This window comes from Micromonospora sp. NBRC 110037 (assembly GCF_001652995.1).
GTDB classification, from domain to species: domain Bacteria; phylum Actinomycetota; class Actinomycetes; order Mycobacteriales; family Micromonosporaceae; genus Micromonospora; species Micromonospora chalcea.
Window position 1 is genome coordinate 301,494 of record NZ_BBVA01000003.1, and the last position, 13,554, is coordinate 315,047.

Consider the following 13,554-nt stretch of genomic DNA (forward strand, 5'->3'; position numbering starts at 1 on the left):
CACCCCCGGGAGGATGGCGATGAGCAGACTGCACCACACGAAGGACTTCTGGATCGGCGCGCTGCGCACGGAGGGTCCCGCCTTCGCCGCGGCGGTTTCGGAGGCGCCGCCCGAGACACCCGTGCTGTCCTGTCCCGGCTGGACGGTCACCGATCTCGCCCATCACCTGACCCGCGTGTACGTCTGGGCGGGCACCGTGCTGACCGCCGGTGGCACCACCCGCCCGGAGCGGCACGACCCGGAGCCGCCGGCGGACCTGACGCCGGCCCAGTGGTACGTGCGGGAGTACGAGCGGATCACCGCGCTGCTGGAGGCGGCGGATCCGGAGGCGCCGGCCTGGAACTTCGCGCCGCAGCCGAAGAAGGCGGCCTTCTGGCCGCGCCGGATGGCGCACGAGACGGCCGTGCACCGCTGGGACGCCCAGCTCGCGATCGGTGCGGGTGATCCGATCGAGGCGAAGCTCGCGGCCGACGGGGTGAGCGAGGTGCTGGACACCTGGCTGCCGGCGGGCCGGCGGGTGCAGCCCGGGCAGTGGCGCGGCGTGGTGCAGCTGACCGCGACCGACGCGGCCCAGGAGTGGTACCTGCGGTTGCGGGGTGAGGGGGTCGCGCTGCTGGACACCGCGACGATCCTGGACCACGACGACCACCGGGCCCGGGCACAGGTGGCCGGCACGGCGAGCGATCTGCTGCTGGCGCTGATGGGCCGAATCAGCTTCGACGCGCTGGACGTGGCGGGCGACCCGGCCCTGCTGGGGGGCCTGCGGGTCGGCTGACGACGGGCACCGGACGGAGAGGGGCGGCGGGCGCCCCTCTCCGTTTCTTTTCGGACAGCTCTGAGAGCGCTCTCTTGACAAGGTCCGTGACCCTCCACCACGCTGTCGTGAGAGCGCTCTCTAAGTTCCGGAACCGCCTTCCACCACCCGTTTCGACGACCCGAGAGGTCAGGACAGCATGCTCACCTTCACGCGCCGCCGCCTGGCGGCGGTTGCAGTGGTCGCCGCCACCGCGCTGCTCGGCACCACCGCCTGCGGCGGCGGCGACGATGCCGCCGCCGACGGGCCGATAACGCTCACCGTCGACGTCTTCGGCCAGTTCGGTTACGCCGATCTCTACCAGGAGTACATGGCCAGCCACCCCGGCGTGAAGATCGTCGAGCGCGGCACCGGCGGCAACCTCGACGAGTACTCCCCGAAGCTCACCCAGTGGCTCGCCGCGGGCAAGGGCGCCGGTGACGTGGTCGCCATCGAGGAGGGCCTGCTCGTCGAGTACAAGGCCAACCCGCAGAACTTCGTCAACCTGCTCGACCACGGCGCGGCCGACCTGAAGGGCAACTTCCTCGACTGGAAGTGGAACCAGGGCCTCACCGCCGACGGCAAGCAGCTCATCGGCCTCGGCACTGACGTCGGCGGCATGGCGATGTGCTATCGCACCGACCTGTTCGCCAAGGCCGGCCTGCCCACCGACCGGGAGGCCGTGTCCAAGCTCTGGCCCACCTGGCAGGACTACATCAAGGTCGGCGAGCAGTTCACCGCGAAGAAGACGGGCGCGTCGTTCCTGGACGCCGCGACCAACACCTTCAACACGATCCTGCTCCAGACCGCCGGCAACAGCAGCGGCTACAGCTACTACGACACCAGCAACAACCTGGTCGTGGGCAGCAACCCGGCGGTGAAGCAGGCGTACGACACCACGATGGACATCATCGACTCGGGGCTGTCCGGCAAGTACGGCTCGTGGTCCGAGGAGTGGGTGTCGGCGTTCAAGCAGTCGAAGTTCGCCACCATCGCCTGCCCGGCCTGGATGACCGGCGTGATCGAGGGCAACGCGGGCGCGGCCGCCAAGGGCAAGTGGGACATCGCCCAGATCCCCGGCAACGGCGGCAACTGGGGCGGCTCGTTCCTCGCGGTGCCGAAGCAGAGCAAGCACCAGGCCGAGGCGATCGAGCTGGCCAAGTTCCTGACCAGCGCCAAGGGTCAGATCGGCGCGTTCAAGGCGAAGGGTCCCCTGCCCTCTTCGCCGCAGGCGCTGGAGGACCCGGCGATCATCGACTCGAAGAACGCCTACTTCTCCGAGGCGCCGGTCGGGAAGATCTTCGCCGAGGGCGCCAAGAGCCTGAAGCCGGTCTACATGGGACCGAAGAACCAGGCCGTACGCACCGAGGTCGAGAACGCCGTCCGCAGCGTCGAGCTGGGCAAGCGCTCCCCGGAACAGGGCTGGAGCGACGCGGTCGCCAACGCCGAGAAGGCCGCCGCCAAGTAACCCGAGCAGCGCGTGCGGGCGGCCACCCGGCCACGGGGGCCGCCCGCACGGCGGAAAGGAGTCCCGGGTCATGGCCGTCCAGCTCGACGCCCGCCCGCCGGTCGCACCGGCACCCCGCCCCACCCGTCCCGGCCTGGGCAACCGGCTCAGCCGACTCGACACGAAGTACTCGCCGTACCTGTTCATCGCCCCGTTCTTCCTGCTGTTCGGCGTCTTCGGGGCGTACCCGCTGGCGTACACGTTCTGGGTCTCGCTGCACGACTGGGACCTGCTCGGCGCCGAACACCCGTACATCGGCTTCGACAACTACACCCAGCTGCTCGCCGACTCGGACTTCTGGCACTCGGTGGTCAACACGCTGGGCATCTTCGTGATCTCCACGGTCCCGCAGCTGCTCGCCGCGCTCTGGCTGGCCAACCTGCTCAACCGGCAGTTGCGCGCCCGTACCACCTGGCGGATGGCGGTGCTGATCCCGAACGTCACCTCGACCGCCGCCGTGGCGATCGTGTTCGCAGTCCTGTTCGGCCGCGAGTTCGGCATGATCAACTGGGTGCTCGACCACGTCGGGATCAGCGCGATCGACTGGAAGGCGAACCGGTTCGCCGCCTGGGTCGCCATCTCCACGATGGTCGACTGGCGCTGGACCGGCTACAACGCGCTGATCTTCCTGGCCGCCATGCAGGCCATCCCCCGCGACCTGTACGAGTCGGCAGCGATCGACGGGGCCGGCCGGGCCCGCCAGTTCTGGTCAATCACGGTGCCGCTGCTCAAGCCCACGATCATCTTCGCGGTCATCATCTCCACCATCGGCGGCCTCCAGCTCTTCACCGAGCCGCGGATGTTCAACTCCGGCACCAACGCGATCCGCGGCGGACCGCTGCGGGAGTCGCAGACGGTGACCATGTACATGTTCGAGAACGCCTTCGCGCCGCACTACAACTTCGGCTACGGGTCGGCGGTCGCCTGGCTGCTGTTCGCGCTCATCGCCGTGGTCGCGGCGATAAACGTCCTGCTCCTGCGCCGGCTCGGCGGCGGCTCCCGCAAGGAGGTCTCCCGATGACCCGCCTCTGGTCGGCAAGCCGGCTCACCTACCTGGCGCTGACGCTCTCGGCCGTCCTGTCGATCTTCCCGATCTACTGGATGTTCGTGGTGGCCAGCCGCACCAGCGACACGATGGGCCAGGTGCCGCCGCCGCTCACCCCCGGCGGCAACCTCGGCGCCAACATCGCCCGGCTGTTCGACAACACCGACGCGTACTTCCTGACCGGCCTGATCAACTCGGCGATCGTGGCCACCACAGTCACGATCTCGGTGGTGTTCTTCTCCACGCTGGCCGGGTTCGCGTTCGCCAAGCTGCGCTTCCGGGGGCGCAACGCGCTGCTGCTGGTCATCGTCGCCACCATGATGGTCCCGACGCAGCTCGGCGTGATCCCGCTCTACCTGCTCATGACGAAGCTGAACTGGAACGACCGGCTGCCCGCCGTGATCGTGCCGGCGCTGGTCACCGGCTTCGGCGTGTTCATGATGCGCCAGTACGCGGGCCAGGCGGTCAGCACCGAACTGATCGAGGCGGCCCGGATGGACGGCTGCAACACCGCCCGGATCTACTGGAACGTGGTGCTGCCCGCGCTGCGCCCGGCCGCCGCCGTGCTCGGCCTGCTCACGTTCATGACCACCTGGAACGACTTCCTGTGGCCGTACGCGGTGCTGAACGACCCGGAGAACCCGACGGTGCAGCTGTCGCTGCGGGCCCTCTCCGACGGGTACTACCAGGACATGTCGCAGGTGTTCACCGGCACGGCCATCGCCACGCTGCCGCTGCTGCTGGTGTTCATCGTCTTCGGCCGCCAGATCATCGGCGGCATCATGGAAGGTGCGGTCAAGGCATGAGCAACGTCCGATTCCCGGAAGGCTTCGTCTGGGGCGGGGCCACCGCCGCGTACCAGATCGAGGGCGCCGCCCGCGAGGACGGTCGCGGTCCGTCGATCTGGGACACCTTCAGCCGTACGCCGGGCGCGGTGTTCGCCGGCCACACCGGCGACGTGGCCTGCGACCACTACCACCGGTACGCCGAGGACGTCGCGCTGATGGCCGAGCTGGGGCTGCGGGCGTACCGGTTCTCGGTGTCCTGGCCCCGGGTGCGGCCGGACGGCACCGGCCCGGTCGAGCCGCGCGGGCTCGACTTCTACGACCGGCTGACCGACGCGCTGCTGGACGCCGGCCTCGACCCGATCGTCACGCTCTACCACTGGGACCTGCCGCAGGCGCTGGAGGACCGGGGCGGCTGGACCGTCCGGGAGACCGCCGAGCACTTCGCCGAGTACGCGCTCGCCGTGCACGGCCGCCTCGGCGACCGGGTCCGCACCTGGACCACGCTCAACGAGCCGTGGTGCTCGGCCTACCTCGGGTACGGCTCCGGGGTGCACGCGCCGGGGCGGCGGAACGCCGGTGACGCGTTCCGGGCCGTACACCATCTGCTGCTCGGCCACGGCCTGGCGGCGCGGGCGCTGCGCGCGGCCGGCGTGGAGACGCTGGGGATCACGCTCAACCTGGCCGACGTGCAGCCGGCGGACGCCGCGAGCGCCGCTGACGCCGAGGCGGTACGGCTGGTCGACGGCCTGCACAACCGGATCTTCCTGGACCCGCTCACCGGCGGCGGCTACCCGGCGGACGTGCTGGCCCACGTCAACCGGATCGTCGCGCCGGACTTCATCAGGGACGGGGACGAGAAGCTGATCGCCGCGCCGCTGGACCTGCTCGGCCTGAACTACTACGCGCCCACCTACGTGGCCGGGCGGGCGGGCGGCGCGGGCGGGGACGCGTACCCGGGCACCGCCGGGACCGTCGAGTTCCTGCCGCCGGCCGGGCCGCTCACCGACATGGGCTGGTCGATCGAGCCGGCCGGGCTGACCCGGCTGCTGGAACGGGTGGCCGCCGACCACCCCGGGCTGCCCCTGATGATCACCGAGAACGGCGGGGCGTTTCCGGACACCGACCTCGACGAGCAGGGCGGGGTGGCGGACACCGACCGGGTCGCCTACCTCGACGGGCACCTGCGCGCCGCGCACGAAGCCATCGCCCGCGGCGTGGACCTGCGCGGTTATCTCGTATGGTCGGTGCTGGACAACTTCGAATGGGCCGAGGGTTACCGGAAGCGATTCGGGATCGTCCACGTCGACTACCTGACCCAGCGGCGCACACCAAAGCACAGCGCCCGCTGGTACCAGGAGGTGATCGCCCGGAACGGGCTGTGACGAGGTGGTGGTTACGGGGATGACGACGGCACAGCGACCGACCCTGGAGGCGGTGGCCCGGCTGGCCGGCGTGTCCCGGGCCACCGTCTCCCGGGTGGTGAACGGCTCGACCACTGTGGCCGAGCCGATCCGGCAGGCGGTACGCCGGGCGGTCGAGGAACTCGGGTACGTCCCGAACCTCGCCGCCCGCAGCCTGGTCACCCAGCGGACCGACTCGGTGGCGCTGGTGCTGCCCGAGGCGGCCACCCGGGTCTTCTCCGACGACCAGGTGTTCCCGGGCATCATCAGGGGCGCGGCGCAGGAGCTGGAGGCGGCGGACAAGCAGCTCGTGCTGATGCTCGCCGGCTCACCGGCCGGACACGAACGGGTGGAGCGGTACACCACCGGCCGGCACGTCGACGGGGTGCTGTTCGCCTCGCTGCACGGCGAGGACCCGCTGCCCGGCCGGCTGGCCCGCCTCGGCATCCCGGTGGTGTGCAGCGGACGGCCGCTGGACGGCGCCGACGTGCCGTACGTGGACGTCGACCACGAAGGCGGCGTGAGCACGGCGGTCCAGCACCTGATCGCGAGCGGACGCCGTCGGATCGCCACCATCGCCGGGCCGCAGGACATGGTCGCCGGAATCGAGCGGCTGATCGGCTACCGCAGCGCGATCACCGAGGCCGGGCTGCCGGAGCTGGTCGCGTACGGCGACTTCACCCGGGAGTCGGGCACCGCCGCGATGCGCGAGCTGCTCGCCGCCGACCCGGAACTGGACGCCGTGTTCGCCGCCTCCGACCTGATGGCGCACGCCGCCCTGCGGACGCTGCGGGAGGCCGGGCGGCGGGTGCCCGAGGACGTGGCGGTGATCGGGTTCGACGACATCGAGACGGCCGCGTACACCGAGCCGCCGCTGACCACCGTGCGGCAGCCGATAGTGGAGCTGGGCCGGTCGATGACCCGGCAGTTGCTGCGCATAGCGGCGGGCGAGACGGTCGAGCAGGCACTGGTGCTGCCCACCGAGCTGGTGCTGCGCGAGTCCGCGTAAGGAAGGGCCCCCTCCTAACGCCTCCGGTAGAGGAGGGGGCCCTTCTTAACAGCCCGCCCCCCGTTAACCGGTCGCGGCGCGGGTGGCGGCGGGTCTAGGGTCCGCCGGATGAACGCAGCCGAGATCCGTCCCGCCCGCCCCGACGACGCGCCCGCCGTGGTGGCGTTACGCGCGCTCGTCTTCCCCTATCTGGTGCGCGGAGTCGAGTCGACCCGCCGCATGATCGCCGAACCGCCGCCCGGCGAGGACTGGGCGGCCTGGGTCGCCGAGGCGGACGGCGAGGTCGTCGGCTGGGCGTCGGCGTACCGCAACACGCAGACCTCGACGCCCGGCGTGGGGATGATCTCCCTGCTGCACGTACACCCGGCGCATCGCCGCCACGGCACCGGCGCGGCGCTGTTCGACACCGCGCTCGGGCACCTGCTGACGCTCGGGTCCACCGAGGTGCTCACCTACGCGCATACCGAGTCGCTGCCGTTCGCGCAGCGGCACGGCTTCACGCCCAGCCGGGAGGTGCGCTACTCGGCGCTGGACCTGAGCACGCCCCCGCCGATGCCGCAGCCGCCGCCGGGCGTACGGCTGGTGTCCGCCGCCGGGCTCGACCCGCGTCTGGTGCACCGGGTCGACGCCGAGGCGTCCCGGGACGAGCCGGGGGACGTGCCGACGGACTCGCTCGGCTTCGACCTGTGGCGCCACGAGTGCTGGGACAACCCCGGGCTGGACCGGGCGGCCAGCACGCTCGCCGAGGTGAACGGGGAACTGGTCGCGCTGAGCCTGGTCAAGCGGGACGGCGACCGGATGTGGTCGGACTTCACCGGCACGCTGCCCGCCTACCGGGGCCAGGGCTTGGCCCGGCTGACCAAGCAGGCCGCGCTTCACGGTGCGGCGGCGCGCGGGGCTCGCACCGCGTACACCTCGAACCACGAGGTGAACGCGCCGATGCTGGCGATCAACGAGCGGCTCGGCTACCGGCCGGTGGACAGCCAGTGGTCGTGCCGGCGCACGCTCAGCTGAGCCCGGCGGCCACCCGCACCGCAGTGGCGTACGTATCGGCGCCGAACAGCACCAGCCGCGCCTCGGTGACGTGCTCCGGGGTGGCCGCGTGCAGCACGGTGAGCGCCTGCGCCACCGCGTCCTCGACCGGCCAGCCGTAGATCCCGGCGGAGATCAGCGGGAACGCCACCCGGGTGGCGCCCAGCCCGTCGGCGACCCGCAGACTGTTGGCGTAGCAGTCGCGCAGCAGCGCCGAACGGTCCTCGCCCGGCGAGAAGACCGGCCCGACCGTGTGCACCACCCAGCGCGCGGGCAGGTTGCCGGCGGTGGTGGCGACGGCCTGGCCGGTGGGCAGCCCGCGCCCGTACCGGGAGGCGCGCAGCGCCCGGCACTCCTCCAGGATCGCCGGGCCGCCGCGCCGGTGGATCGCGCCGTCCACGCCCCCGCCGCCGAGCAGCGACGAGTTGGCGGCGTTGACTATCGCGTCGACCTGCTGCGCGGTGATGTCCCCCTCGATCAGCACGGTGTCCATCTCAGCTCTCCTCGATCGGCTGGCCCAGCGACCGGCGGGCCAGCAGCGCGGCCCCGGCCACGGCGGCCGGCATGACCAGCACCGCGCCGAGCGGGATCAGGAAGCACAGGAAGACCGCCACCCCGAACCCGAGCGCGGTGGGCCGGTCGGCCCGTAGCCGGGACCGCCGGTCCGGCAGCCGCATCCCGCGCCGGTAGAACGGCGCGCCGACCAGCTCCAGCGCCAGGAACCAGCCACCCACCAGGGCACCGACCACCGGGACCACCGTCTGGCCCACCACCGGGATGAAACCGGCCGCGAACAGGGGTACGCCGATCAGCGCGGACAGCGCCACCAGGCGCAACGAGTCGGCGAGGCTGCGTCGCAGCGAGGACCAGAACGGCACGTCCACGGCGCCGGGGGTGCCGCCGAGCCGGTCCTCGACCCGCTCCGAGATCGCCTCGTAGAACGGGTCGCCGATGACGAGCGTGACGGCGGTGAACGTGAGCACCCCGACCAGCCCGGCGACGCCGACCGCCGCCAGCCCGGCGGCGACCCGCAGCAGATTGCGCCAGGGCGACGACCAGTCGTCGGCGAACGGGGTGAGCCAGCCCGCCAGGTCGCCGACGAAGTAGAGCAGCGTGGCGAACAACGCCACGTAGAGCGCGCCGGTGATCAGCGCTGGGATCACGCCGAGCAGCATCAGCTTCGGGCTGCGGACGTACATGCCGAAGCCGCGCAGCAGCAGCCCGGCGCCGCCGAGGAAGCGGGTGGCCGCGCCGGTGACCGGCGCGATCGTACGGGAGGCGTTCACGACGGCACAGCCTAATCTGCCGGTGCACCACAATGGGCCGGTGCGTGCGTCCCGGCTGATCTCGCTTGTGCTGCTGCTCCAGTCGCGGGAGACGATGACCGCTGCCGAGCTGGCCCGCGAGCTGGAGGTGTCCGAGCGGACCGTCTACCGGGACGTGCTGGCGCTCTCCGCCGCCGGTGTCCCGGTGTACGCGGACCGGGGCCGGGCCGGCGGCTACCGGCTGCTGGGCGGCTACCGGACCCGGCTGACCGGGTTGAGCCGGGACGAGGCCGAGGCGCTGTTCCTGGCCGGGCTGCCCGGACCGGCAGGGGACATGGGACTGGCCGACTCGGTGGCCGCCGCCGAGCTGAAGGTGCTCGCCGCGCTGCCGCCGAGCCTGCGGGACGCGCCCGCGCGTACCGGGCAGCGGTTCCACCTGGACGTCCCCGGCTGGTTCCGGGAGACCGCGCCGCCGCCCGCCCTCGCCGAGCTGGCCCGGGCGGTCTGGCGGGACCTGATGGTGGAGCTGCGCTACCGGCGCGGGGACCGCGAGGTGACCCGCACGCTGGCGCCGTACGGGCTGGTGCTGAAGAACGGGGTCTGGTATCTGGTCGGCCGGGTCGGTGACGGCTGGCGGACGTACCGGGTGGACCGGGTTGTCTCGGCCGAGGTGAGCGCCGACGGCTTCGACCGGGACGAGGACTTCGACCTCGGGGCGTACTGGCGGGAGCAGGCCGGCGCGTTCCTGCGCGAGCTGCTGCGGGAGCGGGTCACCGTGCGGCTCGGCCCGGCCGGGTTGCGGGCGCTTCGGCACCTGGTGGACGCGCCGTTCGTCTACACCGAGGCGGTCGACGCGGCCGGTCCGCCGGACGAGCAGGGCCGGCTGGTGCTGCGGCTGCCGGTCGAGTCGGTCGATGTGGCGTACACCCAGTTGCTGGCGCTCGGCCCGGAGGTGGAGGTGCTGGCGCCGCCGCAACTGCGGGCGCGCTTCGCCGAGGCGGCCCGCCGCGCGGCGGCGCTCTACACCGATCCGCCGTCAGACGGTCAGCGGTAGCCGTCCGGGTCGGCCGGCTTACCAGGCTTGACCACCTCCTCGTAGTAGCGGGCCCAGTGCGGGCGGCTGCCGTCGACGTCGGTGAAGCCGTACACCTGGGCCAGACCGCCGCTGTCCAGCGACTTGCCGTTCCAGCGGGCCCGGTCCGGGTCGGCGGCCAGGGCCGCCACCGCGCGCCCGACGAACGCCGGCGTCTCCGACATGACGAAGTGGGGCTCGGTCTTCGCGCCGTCACGCCAGTTCGCCTCGGTGACGCCGTAGTGTTCGAGCATCGCCTCCGAGCGCAGCCAGCCCGGCGTGAGCGCGACGGCGGTGCAGCCGTGCGGGGCCAGCTCGTGCGCCTGGCTGAAGCCGAGCCGGTTCACCGACACCTTCGCCAGGTCGTAGAAGACCGACAGGCGGTACTCGCTGTCGTTGTGCTCCTTGGTGCCGTCGCCGACCTCGACCACCAGGCCGCCCGGGTTGCGGATCAGCAGCGGCAGCGCGAAGTGGCTGGTGATGATGTGCGTGTCGACAGCCAGCCGCAGCGTACGGAAACCGGCGTCGAGCGGCTGCTCCCAGACCGGCTTCTCCCAGGTGATCAGCGGGTCGGCGCCCCAGACGTCGTTCACCAGCACGTCGAGGCGGCCCTGCTCGGCGTCGATCCGCTCGACCAGGGCGCGTACCTGCTCGGGGTCGAGGTGGTCGACAGCGACGGCGATTCCGGTGCCCCCGGCGGCGGTGACCAGCTCGGCGGTCTCCTCGATGGTCTCCGGCCGGTCCATCTCGGAGCGGCGCTCTCGGGTGGTGCGGCCGGTGGCGTAGACGGTGGCCCCGGCGGCGCCGAGCTGCACGGCGATCTGCCGGCCGGCGCCCCGGGTAGCGCCCGCGACGAGCGCGACAGTTCCGGTCAGTGGTGAGTTCATGGGACCACCGTGTCAGCGATACCTGACAACGGAAGTCCGGTTTCCCGAACGAACCGGATGGGCGATCATCACCGGTATGCACCTGCTGTTGTCCGGGGTCGTCGGCTCGGTCGCGTACGGGCTGGCCGGACCCGGCTCGGACACCGACCGGCTCGGCGTGTTCGCCGCGCCCACAGTCGCGTTCCACGGCCTGCGCCCGCCCCGCGAGTCGGTGGTCACCACCGACCCGGACGTCACGCTGCACGAGGCCCGCAAGTACGCGCTGCTGGCGCTGAGCGGCAACCCCACCGCCACCGAGCTGATGTGGCTGCCCGACGACTGCTACGAGACCCGTACCGGGTTCGGTGAGGAGCTGATCGCGATCCGGTCGGCGTTCCTCAGCGCGCCGCGCGTCCGTGACGCCTACCTCGGGTACGCCGCGCAGCAGTTCCGCAAACTCGCCGGCCGGCCCGCCGACGCCGGTGGGCGGCTGCGCTCGGCGAAGCACGCCCGGCACCTGGCCCGGCTGCTGCACCAGGGCCGGGTGCTGTACGCGACAGGCGTACTGGAGATCCGCCTCGCCGACCCGGAGTGGTTCCGCGCGTTCGGCGAACGGGTTTCCGGCGGCGCGCTGGACGAGGCGCAGGCGCTGGTGGCGGACGCCGAGGCGGAGTTCGACCGGATCCGCTCACCGCTGCCGGAGCGCCCGGACGAGGAGACGGTGGAACGCTGGCTGCTCGCCGTCCGGGCGGCGTACCTGCCGCGCTGAGCGGGTCAGTCCGCCAGGCGTACGCGTACCCGGCGGTTGGCCCGGCCCTTGCTCTCCACCTTGACCACCTGGACCTTGCCGATCTGGGCGGTGGAGGCGACGTGCGTGCCGCCGTCGGCCTGCACGTCCAGCCCGACGATGTCGACGATCCGCACCTCCTGCTCCTCCGGCGGGATCAGGTTCGACTGGGTACGGATGATGTCCGGCAGCGCGAGCGCCTCGGCGCGCGGCAGCACCCGCACCGCCACCGACCGGTCGGCGGCCACCTCGGCGTTCACCAGCTCCTCGATGCGGGCCTTGAAGTCCGGCGGCACCTCGGGCAGGTTGAAGTCCATCCTCGCCTCGCCCGGCTCCATGTTGCCGCCGGTGACGAGCGCGCCGAAGTCACGGAACACCACGCCGCAGAGCACGTGCAGCCCGGAGTGGGTACGCATCAGCATGGTCCGGCGGGCGTCCTCCACCGCGCCGACCACCTCGGTGCCGACCGGCGGCACCGGGTCGCCCTCGGCCGGGATCAGCCACAGGTCGTCGCCCTTGCGGGTGCCGACGATCCGGGTCTGTACGCCCTGCCAGAGCAGCACCCCGTGATCCGGCGGCTGCCCGCCCCCGCCCGGGTAGAACGCGGACCGGTCCAGCACGATGCCCTGCTCGGGATCGGCCGCCAGCACCCGGCAGGTCCACTCGCGCAGGGTCGGGTCGGCGAGGTCGAGCCGGTGCGTACGGCCGTGGTGTGTGACGCCCATGGACGGCGACGTTACCCGTTCAGGAACTCCGAGACGCGCCCCCGCAGGTCGGCGCGTTCGGTCCAGAGCACGCCGGGCCTGTCGTACACGTGCAGTGTGGCGTTCGGGAGCGCGGCGGCGAGCCGTTCGGCGACGGCGACCGGGTGCAGGTCGTCGTCGGCGGCGGCGATGACCAGCGCCGGCGCGGTGACCGCGGCGAGCGACCCGGCGTCGTCGAGCGGGGCCTGGGCGGGCAGGTCGGCCAGCCCCGGCGCGAGCCCGTCGCGCAACAACTGGTCGAGCCGCTGCCGCAGGTAGGCCCAGCCGGCCGGGGTGTTGCGCACCGACGGCGGCAACTCCAGCGACACCACGTCGGCCAGCGCCGAGGCGTCGCCCTCGGCCACCGCGTCGAGCAGGCCGGTGAGCCGGGCGCGGGCCACCTCGCCGCGCGGTGTGTCCAGCACGGCGGGCAGGAAGAAGACGAGTCTCTCGAAGCGTTCCGGGCTCTCCGCGAGCAGCCGGCAGAGCGCGCCCGCGCCGAGGCTCGCGCCGAACGCCCGGGTCGCGCCGCTCAGGTCCGCCATCGCGCGCAGGTCACGGGCGAGGTCCAGGTAGGTCCACGGGCCGGGCGGGGAGTCGGAGCGGCCGTGCCCGCGGAACTGGAAGAAGACGCGCCGCCCGGCGACGCCGCTGCCGAACGGGCGGGTGGTGGCGATGCCACTGCCCAGCCCGTGCGCGAACACGGTGACTGGGTCACCGGTGCCGGTGACCAGCCGTTCCAGGCTCACCCCGTGCGGGGTGGCGACCAGCTCCGTCTCCGGCTCGGGCAGCGCGGGACGCCCGGTCCGGGGCGCGCCGGGGCCGGGCCCCCAGGTGCGGGGACCGCCGTCCGGCGGCGGAGGCCAGCGGAAACCTCTCACCAGGACCCTCGGCCGTCGTGCAGGTCCCGCAGGCCGGGCCGCACGTCGAGCAGGTAGATCAGACCGGCGGCGATGCCGATCAGTCCGAACAGGCTGATCGGGCCGAAGCCGAGCAGGGTCAGCAGCAGGCAGACCGCCAGGATGGCGACCCAGCCGCCCTTGGGCAGCGTGCCGAGCGCGGCGAAACCGTCGCCGCGCTGGGTGACCGCGTGCACCAGCGCCACTCCCTGTACGACCAGGGCGAAGACGAGCAGGATCAGCTGGATCACGTCTTGGACTGCGAACGCGAAGATCGGCGCGGCGATGGCCATGGGGGCAAGCTTATGCCGAGACCCCGGAAACGTCCGACAAGACGTTGTCCGGGGT

At 72.4% G+C, this 13,554-nt stretch carries 15 protein-coding genes; 9 read left to right on the forward strand and 6 right to left on the reverse strand.

Features of this window, described 5'->3' with window-relative positions; genetic code table 11:
- Positions 1-19: 19 nt before the first annotated feature.
- The 7 genes from A4R25_RS11385 (at position 20) to A4R25_RS11415 (ending at position 7,556) form a co-directional block, all read left to right on the forward strand.
- Positions 20-775 (forward strand): maleylpyruvate isomerase family mycothiol-dependent enzyme, encoded by a 756-nt coding sequence (locus A4R25_RS11385; RefSeq protein ID WP_043328053.1) that lies wholly within the window; start codon positions 20-22, stop codon positions 773-775.
- 178 nt (positions 776-953) lie between these two features.
- Positions 954-2,261 (forward strand): ABC transporter substrate-binding protein, encoded by a 1,308-nt coding sequence (locus tag A4R25_RS11390; protein ID WP_064446691.1) that lies wholly within the window; start codon positions 954-956, stop codon positions 2,259-2,261.
- Between the two features lie 70 nt (positions 2,262-2,331).
- Entirely contained in the window at positions 2,332-3,321 is a 990-nt protein-coding gene (locus tag A4R25_RS11395; protein ID WP_064446692.1) for a carbohydrate ABC transporter permease, read from the forward strand.
- Positions 3,318-4,151, forward strand: a complete 834-nt coding sequence (locus A4R25_RS11400; RefSeq protein ID WP_030504579.1) for a carbohydrate ABC transporter permease — start codon at positions 3,318-3,320, stop codon at positions 4,149-4,151. Before A4R25_RS11395 ends, A4R25_RS11400 begins: the two co-directional genes overlap by 4 nt.
- Positions 4,148-5,515 carry a GH1 family beta-glucosidase gene (locus A4R25_RS11405; protein WP_064446693.1) on the forward strand — a complete coding sequence of 456 codons (1,368 nt, stop codon included), beginning with the start codon at positions 4,148-4,150 and terminating at the stop codon, positions 5,513-5,515. Before A4R25_RS11400 ends, A4R25_RS11405 begins: the two co-directional genes overlap by 4 nt.
- A gap of 19 nt (positions 5,516-5,534) precedes the next feature.
- The gene (locus tag A4R25_RS11410; RefSeq protein ID WP_064446694.1) at positions 5,535-6,542 is read left to right on the forward strand and encodes a LacI family DNA-binding transcriptional regulator; all 1,008 of its coding nucleotides are present in this window, start codon (positions 5,535-5,537) and stop codon (positions 6,540-6,542) included.
- Between the two features lie 108 nt (positions 6,543-6,650).
- Positions 6,651-7,556: a GNAT family N-acetyltransferase gene (locus A4R25_RS11415; protein WP_064446695.1), complete on the forward strand. Its 906-nt coding sequence runs from the start codon at positions 6,651-6,653 to the stop codon at positions 7,554-7,556.
- Here A4R25_RS11415 and A4R25_RS11420 read toward each other — a convergent pair.
- Both A4R25_RS11420 and A4R25_RS11425 read right to left on the reverse strand, forming a co-directional pair.
- A complete protein-coding gene (locus A4R25_RS11420) occupies positions 7,549-8,067 on the reverse strand; it encodes an O-acetyl-ADP-ribose deacetylase (RefSeq protein ID WP_064446696.1) in 519 nt (172 codons plus the stop codon). The two genes, A4R25_RS11415 and A4R25_RS11420, sit on opposite strands and share 8 nt — an antisense overlap.
- 1 nt (position 8,068) lies before the next feature.
- Positions 8,069-8,860 (reverse strand): EI24 domain-containing protein, encoded by a 792-nt coding sequence (locus A4R25_RS11425; RefSeq protein WP_064446697.1) that lies wholly within the window; start codon positions 8,858-8,860, stop codon positions 8,069-8,071.
- Positions 8,861-8,900: 40 nt separating this feature from the next.
- On the opposite strand from A4R25_RS11425, the gene A4R25_RS11430 reads away from it, so the two are divergent.
- A complete protein-coding gene (locus tag A4R25_RS11430) occupies positions 8,901-9,893 on the forward strand; it encodes a YafY family protein (protein ID WP_064446851.1) in 993 nt (330 codons plus the stop codon).
- Here the strand turns inward: A4R25_RS11430 and A4R25_RS11435 are convergent.
- On the reverse strand, positions 9,884-10,798 hold the full coding sequence (locus tag A4R25_RS11435; protein ID WP_064446698.1) for an SDR family oxidoreductase: 915 nt from the start codon (positions 10,796-10,798) through the stop codon (positions 9,884-9,886). The genes A4R25_RS11430 and A4R25_RS11435 overlap by 10 nt on opposite strands.
- Before the next feature lie 76 nt (positions 10,799-10,874).
- Here A4R25_RS11435 and A4R25_RS11440 point away from each other — a divergent pair, with 76 nt between their 5' ends.
- Entirely contained in the window at positions 10,875-11,546 is a 672-nt protein-coding gene (locus A4R25_RS11440; protein ID WP_064446699.1) for a DNA polymerase beta superfamily protein, read from the forward strand.
- Positions 11,547-11,551: 5 nt separating this feature from the next.
- On the opposite strand, the gene A4R25_RS11445 is transcribed toward A4R25_RS11440, so the two are convergent.
- The 3 genes from A4R25_RS11445 to A4R25_RS11455 are packed head-to-tail and all read right to left on the reverse strand — an operon-like array spanning position 11,552 to position 13,499.
- Complete coding sequence (locus tag A4R25_RS11445; protein WP_064446700.1) at positions 11,552-12,289, reverse strand: alanyl-tRNA editing protein; 738 nt, start codon at positions 12,287-12,289, stop codon at positions 11,552-11,554.
- An 11-nt stretch (positions 12,290-12,300) separates the two neighbouring features.
- Positions 12,301-13,188: an alpha/beta fold hydrolase gene (locus A4R25_RS11450; protein ID WP_043328034.1), complete on the reverse strand. Its 888-nt coding sequence runs from the start codon at positions 13,186-13,188 to the stop codon at positions 12,301-12,303.
- Positions 13,185-13,499, reverse strand: coding sequence for a DUF2516 family protein (locus A4R25_RS11455; RefSeq protein ID WP_013288803.1), 315 nt, complete (start codon positions 13,497-13,499; stop codon positions 13,185-13,187). The genes A4R25_RS11450 and A4R25_RS11455 overlap by 4 nt, the downstream gene beginning before the upstream one ends.
- Between the last annotated feature and the right edge of the window lie 55 nt (positions 13,500-13,554).